General features: G+C 57.2%; 16 protein-coding genes. 7 read left to right on the forward strand and 9 right to left on the reverse strand.

Annotated elements, in window-relative coordinates; translation table 11 throughout:
* Entirely contained in the window at window positions 1–1233 is a 1233-nt protein-coding gene (locus ACXAET_RS09095) for a mandelate racemase/muconate lactonizing enzyme family protein (RefSeq protein WP_475183894.1), read from the forward strand.
* Between the two features lie 94 nt (window positions 1234–1327).
* Here ACXAET_RS09095 and ACXAET_RS09100 read toward each other — a convergent pair whose 3' ends face one another.
* Window positions 1328–4324 (reverse strand): ABC transporter transmembrane domain-containing protein, encoded by a 2997-nt coding sequence (locus ACXAET_RS09100; protein ID WP_475187183.1) that lies wholly within the window; start codon window positions 4322–4324, stop codon window positions 1328–1330.
* A 243-nt stretch (window positions 4325–4567) separates the two neighbouring features.
* Here ACXAET_RS09100 and ACXAET_RS09105 point away from each other — a divergent pair, with 243 nt between their 5' ends.
* Window positions 4568–4927, forward strand: a complete 360-nt coding sequence (locus tag ACXAET_RS09105) for a DUF3307 domain-containing protein (RefSeq protein WP_475187185.1) — start codon at window positions 4568–4570, stop codon at window positions 4925–4927.
* A gap of 4 nt (window positions 4928–4931) precedes the next feature.
* Here ACXAET_RS09105 and ACXAET_RS09110 read toward each other — a convergent pair whose 3' ends face one another.
* The 7 genes from ACXAET_RS09110 to ACXAET_RS09140 form a co-directional block, all read right to left on the reverse strand.
* Complete coding sequence (locus ACXAET_RS09110; RefSeq protein ID WP_475183896.1) at window positions 4932–5663, reverse strand: hypothetical protein; 732 nt, start codon at window positions 5661–5663, stop codon at window positions 4932–4934.
* Window positions 5664–5714: 51 nt separating this feature from the next.
* Window positions 5715–7019 carry an NAD(P)/FAD-dependent oxidoreductase gene (locus tag ACXAET_RS09115; RefSeq protein WP_475183898.1) on the reverse strand — a complete coding sequence of 435 codons (1305 nt, stop codon included), beginning with the start codon at window positions 7017–7019 and terminating at the stop codon, window positions 5715–5717.
* Complete coding sequence (locus ACXAET_RS09120) at window positions 7016–7690, reverse strand: TetR/AcrR family transcriptional regulator (RefSeq protein ID WP_475183900.1); 675 nt, start codon at window positions 7688–7690, stop codon at window positions 7016–7018. Before ACXAET_RS09120 ends, ACXAET_RS09115 begins: the two co-directional genes overlap by 4 nt.
* Window positions 7691–9244, reverse strand: coding sequence for a trimethylamine methyltransferase family protein (locus ACXAET_RS09125; RefSeq protein WP_475183902.1), 1554 nt, complete (start codon window positions 9242–9244; stop codon window positions 7691–7693). It lies immediately after the preceding gene.
* Window positions 9244–11646 carry a GcvT family protein gene (locus ACXAET_RS09130; RefSeq protein WP_475183903.1) on the reverse strand — a complete coding sequence of 801 codons (2403 nt, stop codon included), beginning with the start codon at window positions 11644–11646 and terminating at the stop codon, window positions 9244–9246. Before ACXAET_RS09130 ends, ACXAET_RS09125 begins: the two co-directional genes overlap by 1 nt.
* A gap of 111 nt (window positions 11647–11757) precedes the next feature.
* Window positions 11758–12387, reverse strand: a complete 630-nt coding sequence (locus ACXAET_RS09135; protein ID WP_475183905.1) for a glutathione S-transferase family protein — start codon at window positions 12385–12387, stop codon at window positions 11758–11760.
* A gap of 16 nt (window positions 12388–12403) precedes the next feature.
* Window positions 12404–12901, reverse strand: coding sequence for a class I SAM-dependent methyltransferase (locus tag ACXAET_RS09140; protein ID WP_475183907.1), 498 nt, complete (start codon window positions 12899–12901; stop codon window positions 12404–12406).
* A 232-nt stretch (window positions 12902–13133) separates the two neighbouring features.
* On the opposite strand from ACXAET_RS09140, the gene ACXAET_RS09145 reads away from it, so the two are divergent.
* Genes ACXAET_RS09145 through ACXAET_RS09165 form a run of 5 tightly spaced genes read left to right on the forward strand, consistent with a single transcriptional unit; the run spans window position 13134 to window position 20355 of the window.
* Window positions 13134–14906, forward strand: coding sequence for an ABC transporter ATP-binding protein (locus ACXAET_RS09145; protein ID WP_475183909.1), 1773 nt, complete (start codon window positions 13134–13136; stop codon window positions 14904–14906).
* Window positions 14899–16809 carry an ABC transporter substrate-binding protein gene (locus tag ACXAET_RS09150; protein ID WP_475183911.1) on the forward strand — a complete coding sequence of 637 codons (1911 nt, stop codon included), beginning with the start codon at window positions 14899–14901 and terminating at the stop codon, window positions 16807–16809. Before ACXAET_RS09145 ends, ACXAET_RS09150 begins: the two co-directional genes overlap by 8 nt.
* A 14-nt stretch (window positions 16810–16823) precedes the next feature.
* Window positions 16824–17852, forward strand: a complete 1029-nt coding sequence (locus tag ACXAET_RS09155) for an ABC transporter permease (protein ID WP_475183912.1) — start codon at window positions 16824–16826, stop codon at window positions 17850–17852.
* On the forward strand, window positions 17849–19003 hold the full coding sequence (locus tag ACXAET_RS09160; protein WP_475183914.1) for an ABC transporter permease: 1155 nt from the start codon (window positions 17849–17851) through the stop codon (window positions 19001–19003). Before ACXAET_RS09155 ends, ACXAET_RS09160 begins: the two co-directional genes overlap by 4 nt.
* Window positions 19000–20355, forward strand: a complete 1356-nt coding sequence (locus ACXAET_RS09165; RefSeq protein ID WP_475183916.1) for a CoA transferase — start codon at window positions 19000–19002, stop codon at window positions 20353–20355. Before ACXAET_RS09160 ends, ACXAET_RS09165 begins: the two co-directional genes overlap by 4 nt.
* Window positions 20356–20444: 89 nt before the next feature.
* Here ACXAET_RS09165 and ACXAET_RS09170 read toward each other — a convergent pair whose 3' ends face one another.
* Window positions 20445–22811, reverse strand: a complete 2367-nt coding sequence (locus ACXAET_RS09170; RefSeq protein ID WP_475183918.1) for a mechanosensitive ion channel family protein — start codon at window positions 22809–22811, stop codon at window positions 20445–20447.
* Between the last annotated feature and the right edge of the window lie 8 nt (window positions 22812–22819).

Consider the following 22819-nt stretch of genomic DNA (forward strand, 5'->3'; position numbering starts at 1 on the left):
ATGAAACTGCAGGACCTCGACGTCATCGTAACCGCGCCGCCCGCGCCGGGTTGGGGCGGGCGGTATTGGATCTTGGTGAAAGTCACAACCGATAGCGGTATCACCGGCTGGGGCGAATGCTATGCCTCTTCGGTCGGACCCGAGGCGATGCGCCATGTCATCCAGGACGTGTTTGAACGGCATATGCTGGGCGAAAACCCCGAGAATATCGAATTGATGTTCCGCCGCGCCTATTCCAGCGGTTTCACCCAGCGCCCGGACCTGACCGTGATGGGCGCATTTTCGGGGTTGGAAATCGCTTGCTGGGACATTCTTGGCAAAGATCGCAACCGCCCCGTCTATGCTCTGCTGGGCGGTCTGATGAACCAACGAATCCGGGCTTACACCTATCTTTATCCCCTGCCCCAGCATAATCTGACAGATTTCTGGACCTCTCCTGAGCAGGCCGGAGAATGCGCGGCAGAGATGGTGCGCCGCGGGTTCACAGCGGTCAAGTTCGATCCCGCTGGCCCCTACACGATCCGCGGCGGGCATATGCCCGCGATGTCCGATATCTCGATGTCGGTGGCGTTTTGCAAAGCGATCCGCGAGGCTGTTGGGGACAAGGCCGATCTCCTGTTCGGCACCCATGGTCAGTTCAACACCGCAGGCGCCATTCGGCTGGGGCAGGCGCTGGAGCCCTATTCGCCGCTTTGGTTCGAAGAGCCGATCCCGCCCGACATGATCGAGGACATGGTCCGCGTCGCCCGCAACGTCCGCATCCCGGTCGCGACCGGGGAACGCATGACCACCAAAGCCGAATTCGGGGCCGTCCTGCGTGCAGGTGCCGCCGAGATTCTGCAGCCCGCCCTAGGCCGCGCCGGTGGCATTTGGGAGATGAAGAAGGTCGCAGCCATGGCCGAGATATTCAACGCTCAGATGGCACCGCACCTCTATGCTGGACCCATTGAGTGGGCGGCCAATATACATCTGGCGGCATCGATCCCCAACCTGTTGTTGCTGGAAACCATTGAAACCCCTTTCCACGATCAGCTGATCAAGGGTACGTTGCGCGTTGACCAAGGCTTTGTGACGGCCCCTACCGCACCGGGTCTTGGGATCGAAGTAGACGAAGATTTGGCGCGCGCAAACCCTTACTCGGGCGACGGCCTGCATCTGCAAATGCAGGAAGACCCTTGCGACTATGCCAACGGTAACGCGTTTCAGGGTGGCGCACCCGCGACCGAGGGGTAACAAACACCCCCGATTTCGAAGACAATACGGAAAAAGCCTCTGGAAACGCGCAAGTCACCAAGAGAATCTATCATGTTCCCTATCGGTCCAACGATTAATTCGTGACGTATCCCGCGATCACCTGCATCAGCTTGAACGCGGTCGCGGCGTCGTTTTCAACCACCGCCAGGAATTCTTCCTCACCGATCCGCAGGCAGGACAGTTCGGATTCGGCAATCATGGTCAGGGCACGGGGTTCTTTGCGGATCAGGGCCAACTCTCCGACCAATGCCCCCGGTCCGACCTTCGTGATCAGTTGATCAGGGCCTTCCATCTGCGGCAGGTACAACGCAGCCTCGCCTTTGAGCACCACATAGGCGCCATCGGTAGGCTGATCGTCTTTCAGGAACACAACCTCACCCGGTTTTGCATCAAACCATTGCGCACCAAAAGCCAGCAGTCGAATCTGTCTGCGGTCTAGACCCGAAAACAGCGGTGTCTGTTCCAATGCGCGCAGCTTTCGCGCAAGGTCTGCCGAGGCGGCGCTGTCCTCTTCCACGGTCGCATCCCCTTCATCCGAAACCACCCGACCCTGCCGGATTTCGACATAAATGTCGAATACATCGGGGTTTTCGAAGTGATCGTTCAGATAAATCACCGTTGTATCCGGCAGCAATTCCCGCAGGTTTTTGTAAACAGAGACCTGAGTGGCCATGTCAAAACTGGCCAGCGCGTTCTCCAGGATCAGGATATCCGGCTTTTTGATCGTCGCACGAGTAAAGGCCAGAGGTTCGGCAAGAACGGCTGGCAAGTTCTGACCACCGATAGCAACCGGCATGTCATAGATCAGTTCAACCACAAGCGACCGGGCATTGTTTTCGTCCAGAACATCGACGATCAGCTTGCGCGCGTCATCCGACCGTCCGCCCCCAATCTGGCTTACCTTACCGAACAACGCGTTTTCCATCACCGTCAATCCGGGTGCAAACTCGTCCTTATCCAGCGGTACAAAAACATCTTGCAACCGCTCCAACAGTTTCTCGGAATGGCTGTGCCTCAACTCAAGAATGCGATCCTTGAGCTCTCGCGTGAAGGCAGGTCCGATTTGTTCGGCGGAAATCACGAAGGGTACGGATAATAAATTGGCCAACTGCTCATCATCCAGACCGGACACACCTTCGTTCCGTGTCCGCTCGACCAATTCTAACGCGGCCTCGTAAGTGTGGGCCTGTAGCCCGAGTTTGCGGAACAGCGGGTGGTCGGTACCATCGATGCCAAAGATTTGGCGCAGCATCTCGATCACGTCACGGGTCAGGCCGACCAAAGTTTCATCCAGCCCCAATTCGCGCAGTTGTCCAAGGAAAACCGTTTGGTTGGCCAACAGTTCTTGCGTGACCGGAACCCGCGGCGTTGCGAACAGCAGGTTTTCTGCAACAGGCAATGCTGGGTTGTAAGTGCTGCGATCGAATATCAGTGCCTGTTGTTCCAGCCCTGCCTTTCGCACTGCCTGCTGAACCAGAGGCCGCACCTCAATCAATTTGCGCGCCAATTCCGGGTGCTGGGTAGCATCAAAGATTTGCTCGGACCCGCGGCGGAGCAGAGCAGCCCCCGACCCCATTCCATCAATCAGGCGTATCCACCACTCACGCAGCTCTTTCGGGGTGCTCAACCCGGCAAGGGATGGGTCCAGCCATTCGGTGTTGAACGGATCAGAACTGTTACCCGCACGCTGCGTCTCGGCAAAGTCGGGATCATCGTTTCGCATCGTCATGGGCTTTTGCCGTATGGGCATCATGACGTTATCCCCCAGAGTGCCCTGGAACATAACAGGGCGCGACGAGGCATAGCCAATGCGCGCGGCCACCACGGCTTGATGCAGGGTCGAAAGGTTTTCGCCCCCAATCTCAACCCGTCCCGAACTGGGCAGAATTTCCCGCGTTAACAATTCAGCCAGCGCGCGCCTGTCCTCTTCGCTCGGTGCGGCAATACCAACGGTCTTTCCGCCCGTAAAGCTAAGGTTCAGATCATCCAGCACCTGATTTCCGTCCATATCCCGGACGGAAACGCCATCCAGAACGATGTCCCCCTTCAGATTTGGCCGCGTCTTAGGGTCACCTTCGAACAGTTTTTCGTCAGGCATTCCCGGCGGGGCAAAGCGTTCGATGACCACGTCCCACCGCAAAGACATATCCTGCGTCTGATTGTAGTAAGTCAGCAGCTCTTTCCACGGCGAGCTCAGATCCTTGTAGGCTGCAAGCGCCGCCACCAGCGCGCCCAACGAAACCGATCCCTGCAACACCAGAATTCCGCCTACCAGATAGAACATGAAAGGCGTCAGTTGGGATATGAAGTTGTTTATGAACTTCATGAAGAATTTCTTCTGGTAAATCTCGAACCGAATGCCGAACAACCGCCCAAGTTGCTCTGAAATCATCGCCCTGCGGTAGCGCCACCCACCATTCGCGCGCAGGGTCGAAGCCCCGGCGGCGTTCTCGCCGATCTGGCCAGCAAGGATGCGGACTTCTTGAATGCGTTTCTTGTTCAGAAGATTGATCTGGCGTTGCAGTTTGGGAATCAGCCAGGCTTGAAGCGGAATCAGCGCCACGGCGGCCAATCCAAACCACACGCTTTGCAGGAACAGGAACGAAAGGATCGTGATCATCTGCCCGGCTTGCAAGACCGGCTGACTAATTGCATCCCCCATCAGCCCGCCCATCGGCTCACTTTCTGCAGTGATCATCGAGACCATTTCGCCCTGGCTAACCCGTTCGAAATACGGCTGGGGAAACCTGAGCGCACGATTGATCAACTGGTACCGCAGCCGGCGCAGCATCCGTTCACTTAGCACACCCTTCATGGTGTTTATGCGCATCTTCATCAGGCCGTGGGCAAGCACAGCCGCCAGAAACGCGAAACACAGGATCACAAGAAACGTCGTCTGCGTAAGTTCATACCCCAGAAAATCCACGATCGGGCTGGCGGCACCGATTGCGTCGTTGATGATCCGTTTGGGTAGCTCCAATGTCAGATACAGCAGCGGAAATAGCGTAGCGGTCACGGCCAACAGAATGAGCTGATCGCGTTTGGAGTACTTCCAAATAAACTGGAAAATTGAACGTTCTATATAACTTGCCCCTGCTCTGGATCACCGTTCCGATCTTGACGACAGCGCCGAAAATCCAACAGCCTGAATTTATCGCAACCGCGACAGAGGATGCAAATAATTTCCAGTTTGATCATTTATTTGCCGTTTGTGAACTAGTTCATTTGCGCCGCACCACTTTAGCGCCTAAACTTTTCAATGGACGATATCGGGAGGAACAATTTGACTGCCAGCCTGGGCGCAGTGCTATTGATGCTCTGCTTGTTGCAAATCAAGCATATGTTTGCAGATTTCTACCTCCAAACCCCAAAAATGTTGTCAGGTCGTGGCGAATACCTTCATTGGGGTCGTGCGCAGCATGCCGGCGTGCACGTTATCGGATCGGTCATCGTCTTCTTGCTGTTCGGCGCGCCATGGGCATTTATCCTTATCGTTGCCGGACTGGAATGGATCGTGCATTTCAATATTGACTTTGCCAAGGCCAGCTATTCGGACAAAAAACAACTCTCGCCAACGCAGGCCGCGTATTGGCGTGCCGCGGGGCTGGATCAGTTCATGCACAACCTGACCTATATCGCAATGGTCTGGGCGTGGGCAAAATTCGCTGTGTAGCTGGTTAGGCAACTTTCTCAATTGCGGCTGGGCAATAAGCGGCTAACCATTGCTGATCCAATCCATCAAGCTTGGCAGTATCGAAAGCTTTTGCTTCCTCCCAATAGCGCCCAGATGATACAAAATACCCCAGATCCCGCTCCGCCTGAAGTATTCTTTCCATCCCGCCAGTCTTTGGCAGATCGCACACCGCAGGGGTATTTCGATCAACTGATGGAAACAGCAATCGGCTTTCACCTTTTGACAACCTGACGACCCGGCATCCCTGAGCCGCGCCAAACAGGGCCAAGCGCGCTGATTTGGCTTCAAGAGACCGCAAGGTAACATCATCTCGCAACGGGTCCGCTGCTCCGGTTCCGTAGAAATGGGTTTTACCGGTTCCGGGATAGACCATATCACACCCGAAAAACGCCATGACTGAGGGGCGCAACGCCGCCAATGCCCAGTAGCCGGCGGTAAATGCCATTGTTCCGCCCGCATAGACAAATCCGCCAAACCTGTTCTGTGCCGGGACATATTCCTCGGCCGTCACAACCTGCTGATGTGGTGCCAAGCGGCCCGGCTGATTTTGCATTGGGAAATCCTCTGGGTGGATCAGCACGTCCCAATCTGGCCGGATGCGCCACGCGTTGTTGATTGCAACGATGTGGGTAAAGGGGTCGCGCGCCCAAGACTTCGCTTCGACTGCGCTTGGCGCGCTTCCCAGTATCAGAACTCGGTTCATTGGCTCGGTCATTCTGGGCCCCTTTTTGGTTCCCAGAAAGCTTAGAGCGTTTTCCAGGGGCGGCTAGCCCAGAACCGAAAAACTGCTTTCTTCGTTGATCGGGCGTTTGCGGGAATAGAACCCGACATCAATCATCCGCTTGATATAAGGTAGTTCAAACTGCAACGGCTGCGCATCGTGATCTGCGCCGCCCTCGCAATAGTCGATCAGGGCCGCCATCATTTTGCCCGCAATGGGCGCGTTCTTGTACTGGTTCCCGCTGGTGCCGCAGGCCATGTAGAAGCCCCGCAAACTGGATTTATCGTAAATCGGGATCCAGTCTGTCGAGGCATCATACAAGTCCACTACACCGCGTGTTTTGGATGGGATACCAAGGCTGGGAACACGCTGAGCATAGCGCATCGCCTGTGTCGTCCACTGGTCTGTGAAATCGTGATTGTAGTGGAGGTCGTCCTCACACCACTGATGCGGGTCACATTCCGGGTCTTCCGAACCAACAAGGATATGGTTGCCATGTTCGGGGCGGCAGTAACAGGCAATATCGCTGTCCGATACTATGGTTCCGTCATTCTCGAAATCGAAACCCTCGGGCGCGGGTACGTGCACAACCTCTTGCCGAAGCGGGCGTGTTTCGATGGTCATGTCATCTAGAACACCTGCCATCTTGTTTATGATCGCCGACCCCGGCCCGGCCACGTTCACCACAACCTTGGCCCGGATTTCTTCGCCCGAGGCCAGCTTAACGCCAGCCACGCGCCCTTCGTCGATCAATATTTCAACAACCTCGGCGCCGGTGCGAACTTCGGCCCCGTGCTGCTTTGCTGCGTCCATCAGGTTTTGCGCCGACAGGGCCGGATCGGTGACATAGCCCGCCTGCGGCCAGAACACACCGCCCTGCATCTTGCGCCCGTTAGGATGGCCAAATTCCGGATCATCCATGCGTTTGGGCGGGGTGAAACTGTCCAGCGAATAGACCGGCAGACGTTCGGTGATCTTCTCGGGCGACCAGTCCTCGAACGGGCAATCCAGATCGGCGCTGTTCTGTTTGTGTTTTTCCAGCATCCCATTGGCGTCGGTTTTCATAACCAGGCAACCCGTTTCGCGGAACTGCGCCAGATTGGCATCTGCGGGCAGCCCCAGATACTCAGCCCAATCCCGCCAATAGTGATAGCCCTCCCACGCAAAGGCGGTGCCGTCGAAGGTTGAATAATGCATACGAATGATCGCGCATGATCCAGCGGTCGAGCCGTGGCCGACCTGGCTGTTGCGGTCAAGCGATAGGATCTTCCACCCGGCCTTGGCCATTTCGAACGCCACGGCGGCGCCAATGACACCTGTACCGATGATGATTGCGTCTGGTTGGCTCATTCTGTGTCTCCTTCCCAATAGCGCTTTGAATAGGCGCTGAATTCCTCGACTTCATCGGGCTTTGGCTCAACCCCCGTAAAGACGTATAGATAGTGCGGCACCATCGACAACCGCGTTTCCATCGGCTCGTTCAACTGGGCAAGATCGTAACCGATTTGCATGTAGTACAGCACACGCGCGCGAGTCTCGGCCTCGACCTCGGAATAGCCGTACCGGGTGAACATCGCGTGCAAAGCCTGAAGACGCCGGGCGTCCGACTGATCCAGCGCACGCCGCACTTTACCCGATTTACGCGCCCAGTCCCGCACGGCAAAATCCAGCGCTGTATCAAAGAGTTCAGTGTTCACCACACAACGATGAACATTGCAAACCGCCCCTGTGATCGTATCCGCAGGGGCTTCGGCCTGTGCGACAAGCGCAGCGGTGTTGGTCGCGTGCCACCGCGCCAGCAAAGCATCCAGCAGCTCTTGCCGCGATTTGAAATACCAATAGAAAGAGGACCGCGACACCGCCATCCGCTCGGCCAGATTCAAAACCTTGATCTGATCCACACCGTCCGAGATCAGCACATCCATCGCCACGTTCAGCCAGTCGTCACGTGTGACCTTGATATTACCGACCAACGGCTCGGCTTTTGGGTCGTCCCGGTGCAGGATGGGTTTGGTGTTCATTCAACTCTCCGGCGGCGCGCCACCTTCGGACGTGCGGCGCGCGATCAAGTCCTGCAAGGCACCTATTCGGTCACTGTCTGTCGGCGGTGCCTTAAACTCATCCAGAATCTGTTTCCAGACAGCCGTTGCACGATGATTGGCATCAACCGATCCGCGCTCGGTCCAGGTTCCGAAATTGGCATAGTCGTGCACGTGCGGCTGGTAGAATTCGGTATTGTACCGTTCCATCGTTTGGCTCGACGCAAAGAAATGACCGCTGGGCTCGACCTCTCGCAACGCAGTGTCAAAGCCGATCTCGGCCGTCCCAGCCTGTGCCCCGGCGCAAAGCTCGGCGACCATGTTCAACACCTCAGCGTCACAGATCAGTTTCTCGAAGGACACGGTCAGCCCGCCTTCAAGCCACCCGGCAGAGTGGATAACAACGGATGCCCCGGCCATCAGGCAACCCCACAGGCCAAACTGATTTTCATTTGCAGCCTGCACATCGTTGATGTTCGACGCCGACCCGGCCGCAGATCGCCACGGCAGGCCCAAATGCCGCGCCAATTGTCCCGCCGCAAGTGACGCTTGAAAATGCGAGGGCGTTCCGAAGGCCGGCGCACCCGATTTCATGTCTACGTTGCTGGTGAAAGTTCCATAGCAAACAGGCGCGCCAGGGTTGGCCAGTTGGGTCAGTGTCAGAGCCGCCAAGGCCTCGGCATGGGACAGGGTAATTGCACCTGCCACGGTAATCGGAGCCATTGCACCCATCAGAGTGAATGGCGTAATGATCGACATCTGACCATGTCGGGCAAAATCGATCAGGCCCTGCGCCATCGGAATATCCAGCGTCCGCGGGCTGTTGGTGTTGATGATCGTATAACAATGCGCGTTGCCGCGGAATTCGTCATCCGACAACCCCCGCGCCGTTGAAAGCATCTCAAAGCAATCCATCACTTGCGGCGTCCCGCGCGAGAAGAAGAACGGGAACTTGTCGGTCAGCTCCATCTGCGCCTGTGTCGTGAAATAATGGCGCAGATGGGTCGGTACATCCTGCGGCTCGACCTGCGGTGAGATCATCTGGAACACGTCGAAGTGATGCGTCAGCTTCAGAAATTCCAGATAGTCCTGCCCGGTTGCGGGCCGGCGACCGCGTTCCAGATCGGTGGCGTTCGGGGCCCCTGCACCCGGCTGAAACACAAGGCTGCCCAGTTCCAGTGTAAAGTCGCGATGGCGCGCACCCGCACGGCACAAGATGGATTTCGGGGCTGACGCAACCGCCGCATCGACAATCTCGCGCCCGATGAAGACCATTTCGCTGTCCTCATCCACACGCGCCCCGCCCGCAGCAAACAACCGACGCGCTTCGGGCAACAATACCTTGACACCAAGTTCCTGAAGCGTCCGCAGAGCGGTTTCATGCATGTCCGCGATATGCTCTGCCTTAAAAACCTCCATCTGCGGGAAGGGGTTTTTTAACTGGCGGTAATTCACGTCGCGGCTGGGCGGAGGTGCAGCTTCGGCGCTGCGCCCACGCCGACGTCGACCACGCTCGGACGTTTGTGAGATCACCATCAGCCCCTCATCGCCTTGCCCTGCGGATCGTATGGGGACGCAGCGATGACGCGCGCGGGGCGTTCAACGCCGACCACGTGCACGGTCACCGCTGTGCCCGGTTCAGCCTTGTCGCGATTTACCAGCGCCATCGCCAGCGACTTGCCGGTGTAATGCCCATAGCCGCCCGAGGTCACGAAACCTACGCGATCCTCACCCGACCAGATCGGCTCGTACCCGCTGGCATCGGCGTCTAACGCGTCCACCTCCAGTGTCACCTGCACTTGCGCGGGGCCATTGCCGTCACGCTCGGCCAAGGCAGCCTCTTTGCCAACAAAATCCTTGTCCCAGTCGATCCAGCGATCCATTCCGGTCATCCCCGGCGTGTAAAGCTGCGTGAATTCTGCAGACCAGATGCCGAAACTCTTCTCCAACCGGGTTGAAAGCATCGCATTGAAGCCGCATTCGCGGATCCCTTCGCCTGCACCCGCTTCAAGCAGCATCCGGCGCAGTTTGACGTGGTCACCATAACGACAGTTGATCTCATACCCTTTTTCACCCGTCACCGACATGCGTGCAACGCGGGCGCGGACCAGCCCGATATCGAACTCTCCGCACCCCATGAATTTAAGGCCCGAGATGTCCTGTTCAGCCAGTTTCTCAACCACGGTCTGCGACTTCGGTCCAACAACAGCAAAGCCACAATATTCCTCACCCAGATCGCGGACGTTAACGCCCTTGATCATGTGATCGTCGAACCAACGCATATGCCAGGCGCGCAGGTAGTAGCTGCCCATGATCCACCACGTGCCATCGCCCCAGTTGAGCACAGTCAGATCACCCTTGAGACGCCCGTTCTCGCCCAGCATCGGGGCCAGCTTGGCCCGCCCCGGCGCGGGTAGTTTTGAGGCCATCACCTCATCCAACCAGGCTTCGGCATTCGGGCCTGAGACCTCGAACCGTGAAAAGCCCGAGATATCCAGCAGGCCCGCGCCTTCGCGGATCACCTTGCATTCCTCGGCCACGATGTCATGCGCGTTCGACCGCTTGAGAGTCGGCGTTTCCTCAAACCCTTTCGGCGCGAAATAAAGCGGCACCTCCAAATCCCAGCTGACGCCCCACTTGCAGCCCGCGTCGGTCATCGCGTCATGGGCCGGGGCCATCTTCAACGGACGACCCGCAGGCAATTGCTCGTTCGGATATGTCATCACGAAACGGCGCGAATAGAACTGCCCCGTGGTTTCACGGATATACCGCTTGTTCTGCGCGAAATCGCCATAGCGCGCCACGTCCATCGGCCAGGCATCGGCCTCTGGCTCACCATGGATCATCCATTCGGCCAACGTCTTGCCAACACCGCCGCCCTGCAAGAACCCGGCCATCACGGCACAGGCCGACCAGTATCCGCGTTTGCCGGGCACCGGACCGACCAGAGGGTTGCCGTCAGGCGAGAAGGTAAACGCACCATTCACCCATGTCTTGATGCCAACATTCTGAATCGACGGATAGCGTTCAAAGCCAAGCGTCAGTTCGTTCTCGATGCGGTCGAGCTGTTCCTGAAACAGCTCCTCACCATAGTTCCACGGGGCGCCGTCCATGGCCCAGTGTTCGTGGTCGACCTCATAGATGCCGACCAGGACCCCCTTCTGGTCCTGCCGCATATAGGTGAAGCCTTCGAGGTCCACGGTCATCGGCATCTCAAACTCTGCCTCGGCCACCTCGGGCACCGAATCCGTGATCAGATAGTGGTGCTTGAGCGGAGAGACCGGCAACTCGACACCCGCCATACGGCCCACCTGCTTGGCCCAAAGACCCGCCGCGTTGACCACATGTTCACAGGTAATTGTGCCTTTGTCGGTCACGACCTGCCAACCATCCGCGGTCTGCGTCAGACTTTCGACCTTGGTTTCCTCGTAATACTCCGCGCCCCGCTTCTTGGCCGCCGTGGCATAGGCCTGCACGGTACCAGTTGTGTCAATGTATCCTTCACGATCCGCCCACATGGCACCTAGTACACCGTTGGTGGACATGATCGGGCAGCGTTTCTGCGCCTCTTCCGGGGAAAGCAGCTCGCAATCATCAATGCCAATGGACTGGAAGATACGGTAGTTGGCCTGCAGCCATTCCCAGCGCTCCGGAGTGCCAGCCAGCGTCAAACCGCCAGTCATGTGCAAGCCGATATTCTGGCCGGATTCCTTTTCAATCTCGCTGAGCAGATCAATCGTATAGGCTTGCAAAGACGCCATGTTCGGATCGGCGTTCAACGCATGGATACCTCCGGCGGCGTGCCAGGACGAGCCGGACGCCAGACGCCGACGTTCCAGCATCACAACATCCGACCAGCCGAACTTGGCCAGATGATACAGAACCGAGGCACCAACAACGCCGCCTCCAATGACCACAACGCGATACTGAGATTTCATTCTGCCTTCTCCTGCGTGACTCGGGAAGGACGCTAGACCCACTGTTCACTTCTGTCTAGACATTAATGTACAGTTCCGACCGCGCGTAATGTTTCCGTGAACGCAGCGTGTCTAGAGTTGGGCGCTGGCCCGTGCGCTGACCTTTTCAAACCACGCAAGAGAGGCTTTGTTTTCCTGCGGAATACGTTTTTTTATGACGCGTGCGAAGTCGACAAAGACAAAGGCTGTAATATCGGCCAGCGTGAATTCAGACCCTGCCAAGTAGGTGCTTTGCGACAGTCGCGTCTCCAGCAAGTCAAAGAACTGGTCAACCCGCGCTGTTCCGCGCTGCGCCAGTTCGGGGATTTGCGCGTGATTTACAGCGCCGGGAAGCGCCCGGTTGGCAAAGGCAGGGTGCGTGTTGCGCAAGGTTTCGGCGATGGGAAGGCCGCCCTGTTGCTCAACAATGCTGTTCCACATCAGCACCATCCCCTTTTCATCCGGGGTGCGCCCCATCAAGTGTGGTTCGGGAAAGCGCGCCTCAAGATAGGCCGCGATACCCAAGTTTTCCGTCAGCACAGTGCCGTTATCCGTGACCAGCACGGGCAGGGTTGCATTCGGATTGACCGCCTTAAACGCGTCGCTGAGTTGTTCACCCTTGGCGATCGAGATTTCGCGGGTTTCAATCTTCAACCCTTTTTCCGCGATGAACATGCGCGCACGACGCGGGTTAGGAGCGGTTGAGCAATCGTAGAAAAGCATGGGGCGCTCCTTCAGGTCAGCGGCGGTAGACAAAACAACGACCCGGAACCGCACCGGGCGGCAGGGGCAATTCGGTCAGGTCGTCGAAATACATCCGGTCACTGGACACCATCATACCCCCCTTCGCCAGCAAGGGCTCAACAAGGGGTGAGATGAACCTCGCGAAGGCATCATTCTTTTCCCTGTTATGACCACCAAGATCTGCGTGAATCAGGCTTGCAGTGTCTCCAAAGCGCGCCAAGGCGGCCGGCAATGTCTCGCGCACATCGCCAAGAATCACCTGATCCTCGGGTGGAGTCGATTCTGGATGCGATGCTACCGCGCGTTCAAACACATAGACCGGGCGCTTGTTAATATACTGCAGCATATGGTGGTACGTACGCCCGTTGCCCAATCCCAATTCAAACACCGGGCCAGCCATGCCGCGCGTTTCAGCGATGGCAAAGTCCAGACAGGCGCGCTGAGACACCATTCGATCAATGAACAGATCCAGGCGGCTTTGGTCGTCGGGCACGGGAAATCTCTCCTTGATATCAACTGTCTTGCCAGATGGGCTCGACGTTGCCCGTGATGGCAAATCTTCAAGTATTTGTGTAGTCAATTTGGTGTCCTTTTCACGATTCCGCGACATTTCGGGTGAAGAACGGGTTTGACTAGCGTGCATCAACCGCGCGAAACTGACGGAAAAAACACAGGGAGTTGATCAAGCCGATGCCGACATACGGCCGAACGGGTGGAATACCCGCATGACAGCGTTGTTGTCTGTACGTGATTTAAGCATCGGTTTTGGTGCGGGTGAATCCGTTGTCAAAGGCGTGAGCTTCGATGTGGCGGCAGGTCAAACGCTGGCACTTGTCGGAGAGTCCGGGTCCGGAAAAACCATATCATGCCGCGCCGCCCTTCGGATTTTGCCACGTACGGCGCAAATTCGCAGCGGCACGATCACGTTGAACGATTCAAACGGTTCGGTCGATCTGACCAGGATCAGCGAACGCCAGATGCGGGATATCCGCGGAAACAGGGTCTCAATGATCTTTCAGGAGCCGATGCGGTCCCTGTCCCCGCTTCACAAGATCGGCAACCAAGTCAGCGAAGTTCTATGGTTGCACCGTGGCGCATCCGAAGCGCAGGCCCGCAAAGAAGTTTTGAACCAGTTCGATCGTGTCGGCTTCCCCGACCCGCAACGCGCTTATGACTCGTACCCGTTCGAATTGTCCGGCGGCATGCGGCAGCGTGCCATGATCGCGATGGCGATGGTCGCGCGCCCCGAACTGCTGATCGCGGATGAGCCGACGACCGCGTTGGACGTGACAACGCAGGCGCAGGTGCTGGGCCTGATCAAAGAGTTACAGCGCGAAACCGGTATGGCTCTGATCCTCGTGACCCACGATCTTGGCGTCGTCGCCAACATGGCCGAACAGGTAGTTGTCATGCACAAGGGGCGCGTCATGGAGTCGGGGGCCGCGGCCCCGATCCTGACTGCGCCAGCACACCCTTACACCCAACAATTGTTCAACGCCGCGCCCGGAATTCCAGATGAGGACGCGGTCGGCATCCCCATGTCCGATGAAGACCTGATCCTGGAAATGAAAGGCGTCTCCAAAACCTATACCATGCGCTCCAGCAAGGGCTGGCAGGGTGAGAGGCTGATCCATGCCTGCCGGGGTGTCGACCTGAACCTTGCCCGCGGCAAGACGCTTGCTATCGTGGGTGAAAGCGGATCGGGCAAGACAACGGCGGCCCGAATCGCACTGGGCGCCGAACTGCCCGACCCCGGGGGCGAGATATTGTTCCGGACCTCAGCAACCGAAGACCCGATCACGGTGCACCACATGACGCGCGCCCAGCGCACCGCCTTTCAACGCAACGCGCAGATGGTATTTCAAGACCCTTACAGTTCGCTCAGCCCACGCATGCGTATTCAGGACGCCATGACCGAGCCGTTGGAGATTCACAGGATCGGAACGACATCCGATCAGCGGGACAAGGCCGCCGATATGCTTAAGCGGGTGGGTCTGAACGCTGACATGCTGAAACGCTATCCACATGCGTTCTCCGGCGGTCAACGGCAGCGTCTTTCCATCGCGCGCGCAATGATGCTGGACCCGCAGCTTATTGTCTGCGACGAGCCGACCTCGGCATTGGATGTATCCGTTCAGGAACAAATCCTGACGCTTTTGGAACACCTGCAGGACAGTCTGAACCTGTCTTATCTGTTCATTTCTCACGACCTCGCCGTGGTTGCCCGCATCGCCGATGAGGTCGCTGTGATGCGCCGGGGACTGGTCGTTGAGCAAGCACCGCCCGAGACGCTTTTCTACAACCCCCGCCATCCATACACCAAGGCGCTGATTGCAGCCCAACCGGAACCTGACATCAACCGACCCATCAACCTGAAACTGGTTGCGTTGGGCGCAGGTTCACCTGACAGTTGGGATGACGCCTTCCGATTAACCGACTCCGTGATACCTTCACTGGTAGAGATGGAGCCCGGCCATAAGGTAAGATGCCATGTTTAAGACCACTCGCCCCATTTTTCTGGCTGCCGTACTGGCTGTCACGGGGATAATGCCCGCCACGGCAGACACTCCCACCCCGATAGAAGGGCAATTCTGGTCTTCTGAAGTGAACGCAGGACATTTGCCGCCGGTTCAGGAACGGCTGCCCGCCGAACCGCTGGTTGTTGATCTGGCTGCGAAGGGTCGCGAATTCGGAACGCCGGGCGGCACCTTGCGGACGATGGTGACCCGGTCAAAGGACATCCGTCAGATGGTCGTGTACGGCTATGCCCGTCTCGTTGGATTTAACGAGAAGTACGAGCTTGTGCCCGATCTGTTGGAATCTTTCGAAAACGAGGACAACCGCAAGTTCACCCTGAATCTGCGCGAAGGACACAAGTGGTCGGACGGATCGCCCTTCACCTCGGAGGACTTTCGCTATTGGTGGGAAGATGTTGCCAATAACGAACTTCTGAGCCCCTCTGGTCCGCCGGATTTTCTAATCGTCGAGGGTAAAAGTCCGACCGTTTCCTTTCCCGACGCCACTACCGTAGTTTTCGAGTGGGATGATCCCAATCCAAAATTTCTTCAATCTCTGGCGCAGGCCCGACCGCCATTTATATACCGCCCTGCCGAGTTTCTAAAAAAATATCATGAGAAATACGCGGACGCCGAAGAACTGGCCTTTCTGGTCGACGATGCACGCGTCAAAAGCTGGGCGGCGCTGCACAACAAACTGGACAACCTGTACAAATACGACAATCACGAATTGCCGACGCTCCAACCTTGGCTGAACGCAAGTTCGGGTAAGAAAATCCGCCATAACTTTGTACGAAATCCGTACTACCACCGTATCGATAGCAATGGCGTGCAACTGCCTTATATCGACGTGGTCGAAATGGAGATCGTCGCTCCGGGTCTCGTCGCGGCCAAGGCAAATGCAGGCGAAACTGATCTTCAGGGTCGCGGGCTGTCCTTCCGCGATGCATCAATCCTGAAAAAGGGCGAAGAGGTCGGAAACTACAAAACGCTGTTGTGGAAAACCGGCGTCGCCTCGCAAATTGCGATCTATCCAAACCTGAACTTTGCCGATGAGACATGGCGAGAGGTTTTGCGTGACGTGCGTGTTCGCCGTGCCCTCTCGCTGGCCATCGACCGCAAGACGATCAATCAGGCGCTGTATTTCAAACTGGCACAACCCGGTGCGATGTCGGTGTTGCCTGCTTCTCCGTTTTACTCCGAGAAGAATGCCCAGGCTTGGGCGCAATACGATATCGAACAAGCCAACGCGCTGCTTGATGAGGCCGGCTTGTCCGAGCGTGACAAAAGCGGGATCCGCTTGCTTCCCGATGGACGCCCGATGGAACTGATCATCGAAACAGCGGGTGAACGGCAAGAGGTTGAGAATGCCCTGCAAATCGTTACCGACACCTGGCGCGAGATTGGCGTTGATCTGGTGATGCGCCCGCTGGATCGGGACATCCTGCGCAATCGTGTTTTTGCGGGCAACACCATGGCCTCGGTTTGGTATGGCTGGGATGATGGAATTCCGCAGACCCACACCTCGCCCGCCTATCTGGCACCGACAGATCAGGTCTTTCTGGCCTGGCCCAAATGGGGCCAGTACCACCAGACAGGCGGGGATGTCGGCGAAGCGCCCGACATGCCCGAGGCCGAGCGTTTGATGAAATTGGCCCATGACTGGGAAATTGCCACAACAAATGAAGAGCGCGAGGCCGTCTGGACCGAAATGCTGAACATTCACGCCGATCAGGTGTACGCAATTGGCATCCTCAACGGCGCACCGCAGCCGATCGTGGTGTCCAACCGTCTGCGCAACGTGCCTGACCAGGCCATGTGGGCGTGGGAACCTGGCGCCCATTTTGGCGTTCATCGACCAGACGAGTTTTTCTTCGTCGACTGATCAGGAGCAGCTAAATGGTTATGCTGCGTTATGCAGTCTATCGCTTTTTCACGATGCTGCTGACGCTGTTGGTGGTGTCGGTGCTGATCTTCGTGATCATCAATCTGCCGCCCGGCGACTATCTCAGCAATCAGATCGCTGAACTTCAGGCCTCGGGGCAATCTGCCGGCGTACAAAAGGCTGAATTTCTGCGTAAGGAATATGCGCTGGACCGGCCAATTTGGGAACAATACCTCATCTGGATGGGATTCTGGCCCGGTCCACACGGGTTTGATGGCCTTCTACAAGGCAACTATGGCTGGTCTTTTGAATTCGACCGCCCCGTGGCCGAGATCGTTGGCGATACGCTGTGGCTGACCGTTGTGGTCAACTTGGCTGCGATCCTTTTTGTGTATGCCGTTGCGCTGCCCCTGGGTGTCATCGCTGCGGCGCGCTCACGGACGTGGATTGACTATACCTCAGCCTTTGTTGGCTATCTTGGTCTGGCCACGCCAAACTTCTTGCTGGCACTGATCCTGTTCTATTACGGCCACCAGTATTTCAACCTCCCCATTGGCGGCCTTATGGATCCATCATTCGAAGGCCAGCCAATGAGCTGGGACAAGCTGAAATCCATTCTGGTCCACCTGATCGTCCCGACCTTTGTGATCGGTACATCCGGTGCATCGGCCATGATGCAGCGCCTGCGCGCCAATATGCTGGACGAGCTAGGCAAACCGTATGTAGAAACCGCAATTGCCAAAGGTATGTCACCCTCGCGGATGTTGACGAAATACCCGCTGCGCGTGGCCTTCAATCCGTTTGTTGCCGATATCGGCAATCTGTTGCCGTCGATGGTATCCGGCTCAGTTCTTGTGTCGGTCGTCCTGGGCCTGCAAACTATCGGCCCAACCCTGCTGACGGCGCTGAAAACGCAAGATCAGTTCCTGTCTGCGTTCATTCTTATGTTCGTGGCGCTGCTGACTCTGATTGGTACCATGATCTCTGACATCCTGCTGGTCATGCTCGACCCGCGCATCCGATACGAGGGGCGAGACGCATGACCCAACGTCCAGATGGTCGCTTTGTCGACGACGCCCCATTCGACCCGGATGCCGCCCTGCAACAGCTTGAACGCGCCGATCTGGACGCGCCGAACTGGGTACTCGTCTGGCGTAAGTTCAGAACCCACAAACTGGGCCTGATCTCGGGCATCTTTTTGCTGCTTTGCTATCTTATGCTGCCATTTGCCGGCTTCATCGCTCCCTACGGGCCGAATGAACGCAACGGTGAGCACCTCTATGCTCCACCGCAAAGCGTCAATTGGTTCTACGAGGGTAAGTTCATCGGGCCCCACGTTTTCCCCATCGTGGCCGAGGCGGATTTGGAGACCTTTCAATGGAAGTTCGTCCCCGACCTTGAAGACCCGCGTCCGATCAAATTCTTCTGTGAGGGGGCCGAATACAAACTGGCCGGGTTTATCAGATCGGACACCCATCTTTTCTGTCCTCCGGAAGGCGCAACACTGTTCCTCTGGGGTTCTGACCGTCTGGGTCGCGACATTTTCAGCCGCATCCTCTACGGGGCGCAACTGTCATTAACCGTTGGCCTGATCGGTATCTCGGTATCTTTCTTTTTGGGCATCATATTCGGCTCGATGGCGGGGTATTTTGGAGGCAAGATCGATTGGGTTATCAACCGCGTGATCGAGGTTCTCCGCTCGTTGCCGGAATTGCCACTTTGGCTGGCCCTGTCCGCTGCGGTGCCTTCGAACTGGAGCCCTGTCGCCGTGTTCTTTATCATTTCGATCATCCTCGGCATTCTCGACTGGCCCGGCCTGGCCCGCTCTGTCCGCGCCAAATTCCTGTCCCTGCGCGAGGAGGAATATGTGCGCGCGGCCGAGATGATGGGCGCAAGCTCGGGTCGCGTCATTCGCAAGCACCTGCTGCCGAACTTCATGTCGCACCTCATCGCGTCCGCCACCCTGTCGATTCCGGCAATGATTCTTGGGGAAACCGCGCTCAGCTTTCTTGGCCTTGGCCTTAGAGCGCCTGCGGTCAGTTGGGGCGTAATGTTGAACGACGCGCAGAACCTCGCTTCGATCGAGATCTATCCGTGGACGGCAATCCCAATGCTGCCGATCATCGTCATCGTCTTGGCCTTCAATTTCCTCGGCGACGGTCTGCGCGACAGTTTGGATCCATATCAACAATGACCTTGATGTCCGCCCTTCCCGCATCAGACAGCTACAAGTCGATTGGCAAGGGCGCACGACCAAGCGTCTTTGCTGTAAGTGAGCTGGCAACCGCGAGCTTCGCCGCCGTAGGACAGGAACTGGCGCGTCTTGTCAGCGCGTTGAACCTTGCGCCCAAGGCACCTGAGGTTTCTGTCGATCACCGATTGGCCTCACTGTGGTATGGGTTTTCTTTCAAGCCCGACGGGTGGGAGATGCCAAGCCTTTGGGATGCGGTGGCCGGAGATTATCAGGCGTCTGACGGTTGGATCAGGCTGCATACCAATCTGCCGCGCCACAAAGCAGCCGCTCTGAAAGTGCTTGGTGTTCCGGGCAATCGCAATGCTGTGTCCCAAGCTTTGAAAGAGTGGTCCGTCGCGGACCTGGAAACTGCGATCGTGGCCGAGGGCGGTGTGGCTGCAGCCATGCGCAGCCGTGTGGAATGGCTTGAGCATCCACAGGGTCGCGCGGTCTCCCGCGACCCGCTGATTGGCTGGCACAGCCCCCGTCGTATCGAGGTGCGAGACCGCCCCGAGGCAACAGCCCAACGGCCACTATCAGGCTTGCGGGTTTTGGACCTTACCCGCGTTCTGGCGGGGCCGGTCTCGACCCGAACGCTTGCTGGTTTCGGGGCCGAGGTTCTGCGTGTCGATCCCCCCGGATGGGACGAACCCGGCGTGATCCCGGATATCTCATTGGGCAAACACTGTACGTATTTGGACCTGAAATCACCAGTCGGCATGAAAAAGCTGGAACACTTGCTGTCACAGGCGGATGTGTTCGTACACGGCTACCGGCCGGGCGCTTTGGACGCGCTGGGTCTGCCAAAGACCAAGCGGGATGATCTGGCACCGAACCGGATTGAAGTCACGCTGAACGCCTACGGCTGGCAGGGGCCGTGGTCGTCCAGACGCGGCTTTGACAGTCTTGTGCAAATGAGCGCAGGCATCGCCGATTCTGGCCGCGCCTGGGCCAAGGCAGATAAACCAACACCGCTGCCGGTTCAGGCGTTGGATCACGCGACAGGCTACCTGATGGCTGCCGCGGTCCTGTCTGCACTGGCCGAGGCCGCCTCTGGCAATTCCATAATGCTCGCACAGTTGTCTCTGGCCCGGACCGCAGATCTATTGGCCGCGCTGGCGAAATCAGACACCTCAGAAGAGATCACGGACGCGACGCCCGCAGACTATAATCAAAAGCCCGAAGCGTCGGGCTGGGGGCGTGGCCATCGCTTAAAACCGGCATTGACCGTCGGGGCCGCAAATATGCGTTGGGCCTTGCCCGCCGAAAAACTAGGCACATCTCAACCCGTCTGGTCATCGCTTTCCGGCTAGCGCAACCGCCGCGCGGTACGCGCGGCGCGGCCCAACGCTTTGCGGGGCGTCTCGCCAGAGACGCACACCAAAGGGGCGGGAGAGCCCCGCTAGCGGTCATCGCCTCCGGGTCCGATATCGTCCAGGTAATCCTCATCAATGGCTGCCTGAACCGCGCCCGTGACCGCTTCGCGTTGCTTGGGCGTCAGATCCTCTGGCTCTTTGCCTTCAGCAAGCCGAACGGTGACTTCACGGTGAGCGAAATTGATACCTTCCCGGGCAAAAAGCTCGCGGATTTCCTGATAGACCTTCTTGCGCACCAACCACTGATCCCCCGGCTTGGTCATGAATTTGACCCGAATGATCATCGCTGAATCCTGCATCTCGATCACGCCCTGCGATTTCAACGGCTGGATAAAATTCTCACCGATCACCGGGTCACTCAGCAACTCCTGACCCAGTTTCTTGATCAGCTTCCGCACCTTTTCGACATCGGTGTCATAAGTCACCCGCAGCGGCAGTTTCATGATTACCCAATCGCGGGAATAGTTGGTCAGCACCTTGATCTCACCAAAAGGTATCGTGTTTAGCGCGCCCAAGTGATGCCGTAACTGGAACGACCGGACCGAGATCTTTTCGACCGTTCCTTTGACATCACCAATGTCGATGTATTCGCCTTTCCGAAACGCATCGTCCAACAGGAAGAACGCCCCCGAAAAAATGTCCCGCACTAACGTTTGCGAGCCGAACCCCACTGCCAGTCCGACCACACCGGCACCTGCGAACAACGGGCTGACATTAATGCCCAACTCCATCAGAACAATAAGAACGATGGTGACGACAACCACGGCCAGGATCGCCCCGCGGAACAACGGCAGCAGCGTTGCCAAACGGCTTTGCCCCCCCTCACCGCCCTCATCACCCAATTCGGCCTCTTCACTGCCGTCATCAATCTCTTCCGCGATTTTCGAGTCGATCCAGATGCGGAAGAAGTGGAACAGGATGTAGCCGATGAACAAGATCGTCATCACGTCCAGAGCCCGGTCAATCGGCAGGTCTTCGGTCCAGTCAATTCCGGGATTCCAGATCACGACCAACGCATACAGGCCGACAACGAAGGCCAGTATTCCCGCCACACGGCGAGCGAGGTCCTCATATGTCAGGATCGATTGCTGCTTCATGTCTGACTTTGGTTTTTCGACGGGTTCATCGATGTCCTCGGCCGCGTCCGCGTTCATCCCGTCCATCTTGCGGTTGCGATCAAAATAACGCTCGAGCAGGTAGTTCATCGCCCCATATGCAACAACCACGGACATGAAGATCGCATAGCTGCTGGCGACGATCGGCAGCGAATGCTCATGCTCCAGAACCAGATCAACCGCCAGTTTGAACCAACTGAAAACAATATAGACGATCACGACCGGCGCCCACGCAAATGAGACAAAGCGTAATAACCACGAAACCCGATCCGGTGACCGACCACCCCTAATGGCATTGGAAATCGCCCGAGCGTTGAACAGGATCATCAAAACGTTGCCCAGCGCGCCGACCATGGTCAGGCTGCCATAAACCATCGCATAGATGTTGTAGTTCAATCCAAAATCAGCAACCCAGGTCGAAAACAGCACGACCGAGATATCATAAGTCGCAAGCGCCGACGCCCAGATATACAGGCGTTTCGCATCACGATCGGAAAATGGCGGCAGCCGGTATTGGCTGAGATAGGGCGACAACACCATCCGCCACAGGTCGGACACGGTGCGCGACAGGAAGAACGCGGTGAAGATCGCCGTGACCGTGAACTGGATCGAAATGTCTTCAGCCTCACCAAAGATCAAGTACCCCACGATCAGCGCCATCACCATCGCAAAGACAGTAGCGCCTATGCCCATGAAGAACCGGAACACCAGGAAGGGCATTTTTTCGCGATACCCTTTCGGGTCTTCCTTGGAGCGCGCGACCACGAAACGGCGCGCGATGCGCTTGCCGTAGATTTCTGCAGACAACCAGCGCCCCAGCAGCAGGAACAGAATGTTCCAGAACAGGACTTCAAGATATGTCTGAATCCGGCCATCCGGGCTGGTTTGTCGCAAAATGTACTGCACTTCGAAAATTGAGTACGGCAAAGCTTGCAAGCGCGCATGCATGGATGAACGAAAATCCGACAACCTTTCTTGCGCTTTCATCAGCTGCGACCCGCTTCCCATGGGATCGAGAGTTTCAGGCGTAGCACCATCTTCTTGAATGCCCGAAGCCACGACTTGCCCGGTGCTGTCTATAACAATCACGCTGGCGCCAGATTCGGTTGCGGCCCGGATCGCGGCGGACAGATCGCTATCCGTGTTCGTATCGGACTCGGTGGCAGACCCCGACCCATATCCCGGGATCAAGGATGTCTGTGCCGCTGCCGTTGTAACGAAGGCGGTTGCGAATGCCCAAACAAGAATGGCTATCACAGCGCTGAGATTAAGTTTCATCAAGCAGC

It is taken from the genome of Ruegeria sp. AWH4_226 (assembly GCF_056159225.1).

Excerpts from the sequence above, each read along its gene's own strand:
- ACXAET_RS09105 (WP_475187185.1), top strand. The coding sequence starts at position 4,568 with ATGCTCTGCTTGTTGCAAATCAAGCATATGTTTGCAGATTTCTACCTC.
- ACXAET_RS09165 (WP_475183916.1), top strand. The coding sequence starts at position 19,000 with ATGACCTTGATGTCCGCCCTTCCCGCATCAGACAGCTACAAGTCGATT.
- ACXAET_RS09125 (WP_475183902.1), bottom strand. The coding sequence starts at position 9,244 with ATGGTGATCTCACAAACGTCCGAGCGTGGTCGACGTCGGCGTGGGCGC.
- ACXAET_RS09095 (WP_475183894.1), top strand. The coding sequence starts at position 1 with ATGAAACTGCAGGACCTCGACGTCATCGTAACCGCGCCGCCCGCGCCG.
- ACXAET_RS09120 (WP_475183900.1), bottom strand. The coding sequence starts at position 7,690 with ATGAACACCAAACCCATCCTGCACCGGGACGACCCAAAAGCCGAGCCG.
- ACXAET_RS09145 (WP_475183909.1), top strand. The coding sequence starts at position 13,134 with ATGACAGCGTTGTTGTCTGTACGTGATTTAAGCATCGGTTTTGGTGCG.
- ACXAET_RS09155 (WP_475183912.1), top strand. The coding sequence starts at position 16,824 with ATGGTTATGCTGCGTTATGCAGTCTATCGCTTTTTCACGATGCTGCTG.
- ACXAET_RS09170 (WP_475183918.1), bottom strand. The coding sequence starts at position 22,811 with ATGAAACTTAATCTCAGCGCTGTGATAGCCATTCTTGTTTGGGCATTC.
- ACXAET_RS09115 (WP_475183898.1), bottom strand. The coding sequence starts at position 7,019 with ATGAGCCAACCAGACGCAATCATCATCGGTACAGGTGTCATTGGCGCC.
- ACXAET_RS09135 (WP_475183905.1), bottom strand. The coding sequence starts at position 12,387 with ATGCTTTTCTACGATTGCTCAACCGCTCCTAACCCGCGTCGTGCGCGC.
- ACXAET_RS09110 (WP_475183896.1), bottom strand. The coding sequence starts at position 5,663 with ATGACCGAGCCAATGAACCGAGTTCTGATACTGGGAAGCGCGCCAAGC.
- ACXAET_RS09150 (WP_475183911.1), top strand. The coding sequence starts at position 14,899 with ATGTTTAAGACCACTCGCCCCATTTTTCTGGCTGCCGTACTGGCTGTC.
- ACXAET_RS09130 (WP_475183903.1), bottom strand. The coding sequence starts at position 11,646 with ATGAAATCTCAGTATCGCGTTGTGGTCATTGGAGGCGGCGTTGTTGGT.
- ACXAET_RS09160 (WP_475183914.1), top strand. The coding sequence starts at position 17,849 with ATGACCCAACGTCCAGATGGTCGCTTTGTCGACGACGCCCCATTCGAC.